Here is a 2,932-nt window from a genome sequence, read left to right on the forward strand (position 1 = left end):
CCAAAGTAGTTTTACCGTGGTCAACGTGGGCGATGATGGCGATATTACGAAGTGCGCGTTTAGTCATGTGAAGCTTCTGAAGTTAAGAATAAGGTTAATAAATAAAGGGGTTGAATGTATTTAATGTGCTGAAGAAATCAAACGCTTAGGGTGCAATACCCCAGAGCGCCAATCTCCAGTGCCAATAAAGTTATGTGGAGCAGCAGTTGCACGATAGATACGCACTAGCGCTTCTATCGACGGTAAATTGAGCGGGACTCGTTGACCCATCTCCAATCGTTTTGCTTGCTGTTCATCCACAGTTAAATGCGGCAGCGTTTGTAAAAGTGCATCGACTGGCAGGATATAGCTGGAACTATCTTGCAAGCCCTTCTGAATAGATTCGATTGTGAAAGACTGCTCTAAATTGAGATGACCTACTTCGGTGCGGCGTAGGCCAACCAAATGGGCGCCACAGCCTAAGGCTTTGCCAATATCTTCTGCCAATACGCGGATGTAGGTACCCTTACTGCAACTGACTTCTAAAGTAGCTTCAGGCCAATTGATATTGGTCCAACGAATTGCATGAATCGTAATATCTCTTGGAGCACGCTCTAGCTCAACACCCGCACGGGCGTATTCATATAGGGGCTTACCATCGCGCTTGAGCGCGGAATACATTGGCGGAACCTGACTGATTTGACCGCTAAAAGCCGGCAACAAAGAATCTAATGCCGCCTTAATGGCAGCATTATCTGCAAATACAGGTACAGCGAGCTCTTCAATTACAAGGCCTTCAGCATCACCAGTATCAGTACGCTGACCAAATTTGACTTGAGCGATGTAGGTTTTATCGGCTTCCAATAAATCCTGAGAGTACTTAGTGGCTTCACCCAAGCAAATGGGTAGTAAGCCTGTAGCCATTGGATCTAGAGTGCCAGTGTGCCCCGCTTTTTCTGCATTGAATGCACGTTTCACAGCAGTGACCGCACCTTGCGAGCTCATGCCAGCAGGTTTATCAAGCAAAACAACGCCATCGATACGTACAGACATAACTATTTACGCGTTCTCGTCTTTGCGATCACTATCCACCGCTTGATCAATTAAGCGAGACATTTCAATGCCATGCTCAACAGAACTGTCGTAGTGAAAATGCAGGGTTGGCACAGTATGGATATGCAAACGCTTAAACAACAAAGAGTGTAGATAACCTGCCTTATCCTGCAATGCCTTCAGTGCAACCTCAGGCTCAGCACCCAAGACTGTAAAAAAGACTTTTGCATGCGCTAAATCCGGTGTGAGTTCAATACTTTGTAAAGTAATCAAACCCAAGCTTGGGCTACGTAATTCACGAGGAATGAGTTCGGCCAGGTCTCGCTGAATTTGATCGGCGAGACGCTGGTTACGATGTGGACTAGTTTTATGCATTAACTGGGTGCGTCTTAGAGTGTGCGGGCAACTTCAGTAACTTCAAACGCTTCGAGTTGATCACCTTCTTTGATGTCGTTATAGCCTTTTAATGACAGGCCACACTCAACACCAGCACGAACTTCTTTTGCATCATCTTTAAAGCGCTTGAGCGAATCCAACTCGCCGCTCCAGATCACTACGTTTTCACGCAGGAGACGGACACTAGAAGTACGCTTAATGACGCCATCGAGAACCAAGCAACCGGCAATCGCGCCAACTTTAGATACCAAGAAGACTTGACGAATCTCCACCATGCCGGTGATTTCTTCTTTCTTGTCTGGTGTCAACATGCCACTTAAAGCTGCTTTCACTTCATCAACCGCGTCATAAATAATGTTGTGATAGCGAATATCCACACCATTGTTCTCAGCTAACTTACGTGCCGCACCATCTGCACGAGAGTTAAAGCCAATGATGACTGCTTTAGAAGCAACTGCCAAGTTAACGTCAGTCTCAGTAATACCACCTACTGCTGCGTGAACGATTTGAACCTTCACCTCTGCAGTAGAGAGCTTTTGCAATGACTGTGACAAAGCTTCTTGTGAACCTTGTACGTCGGCTTTGATGATCAATGGCAAGAGCTTTGCTTCAATTGCTCCCTCTTCCATGTTTTCCATCATGGTTTCGAGTTTGAATGCTTGCTGTTTAGCCAACTTCACATCACGGAACTTACCTTGACGGAACAGTGCGATCTCACGTGCTTTGCGCTCGTCAGGAACAACTTGCACTGCCTCGCCAGCTGCAGGAACTTCAGATAAACCTTGAATCTCTACAGGGATGGATGGACCAGCTTCGTTACATGGCTTGCCGTTTTCATCCAACATCGCACGAACGCGACCATAGGTTGAACCAGCCAGTAACATATCGCCACGCTTGAGGGTACCTGACTGAACCAAAATAGTAGCCACAGGACCGCGACCTTTATCCAAACGCGCCTCAATAACGAGACCTTGCGCAGGAGCATCTTTCGCTGCCTTGAGTTCCAAAATTTCTGCTTGCAAAAGTACATTCTCAAGCAAGGCATCAATGCCGTCACCTGTTTTAGCAGAGACACCAATAAATGGCACATCACCACCGTACTCTTCAGGAACCACTTGTTCAGCGACTAACTCAGTTTTAACGCGCTCTACGTTTGCCTCTGGCTTATCAATCTTATTAATTGCTACAACGATTGGAACGCCACCCGCTACTGCGTGAGCAATCGCTTCTTTCGTTTGTGGCATCACACCGTCATCGGCTGCCACTACCAAGATCACGATATCCGTTGCCTTAGCACCGCGAGCACGCATTGCCGTAAAAGCTTCGTGACCCGGAGTATCAAGGAAGGTAATCATGCCGCGTGGAGTTTCGACGTGATAAGCGCCGATATGCTGAGTGATACCACCGGCTTCACCAGTAGCAACCTTAGCTGCACGAATCTTATCAAGCAAAGATGTTTTACCGTGGTCAACGTGGCCCATCACCGTAACAACTGGTGGACGTG

General features: G+C 47.1%; 4 protein-coding genes. All 4 read right to left on the reverse strand.

The window, feature by feature from the left end; all coding sequences use genetic code 11:
* Window positions 1-67, reverse strand: a 67-nt coding sequence (locus B7X71_RS17955; protein ID WP_363927135.1) for a GTP-binding protein, incomplete at its 3' end; no start/stop codon positions are given.
* Window positions 68-120: 53 nt separating this feature from the next.
* Entirely contained in the window at window positions 121-1,032 is a 912-nt protein-coding gene (truB, locus tag B7X71_RS14565) for a tRNA pseudouridine(55) synthase TruB (RefSeq protein ID WP_293598772.1), read from the reverse strand.
* Window positions 1,033-1,038: 6 nt separating this feature from the next.
* The gene (gene rbfA, locus B7X71_RS14570) at window positions 1,039-1,407 is read right to left on the reverse strand and encodes a 30S ribosome-binding factor RbfA (protein WP_015420788.1); all 369 of its coding nucleotides are present in this window, start codon (window positions 1,405-1,407) and stop codon (window positions 1,039-1,041) included.
* 14 nt (window positions 1,408-1,421) lie between these two features.
* Window positions 1,422-2,932, reverse strand: a 1,511-nt coding sequence (infB, locus tag B7X71_RS14575) for a translation initiation factor IF-2 (protein WP_293601164.1), incomplete at its 5' end; no start/stop codon positions are given.

The organism is Polynucleobacter sp. 39-46-10 (genome assembly GCF_002282275.1).

Bases quoted from the DNA above. Each gene is read 5' to 3' on its own strand.
- truB (WP_293598772.1), bottom strand. From the start codon at position 1,032: ATGTCTGTACGTATCGATGGCGTTGTTTTGCTTGATAAACCTGCTGGC.
- rbfA (WP_015420788.1), bottom strand. From the start codon at position 1,407: ATGCATAAAACTAGTCCACATCGTAACCAGCGTCTCGCCGATCAAATT.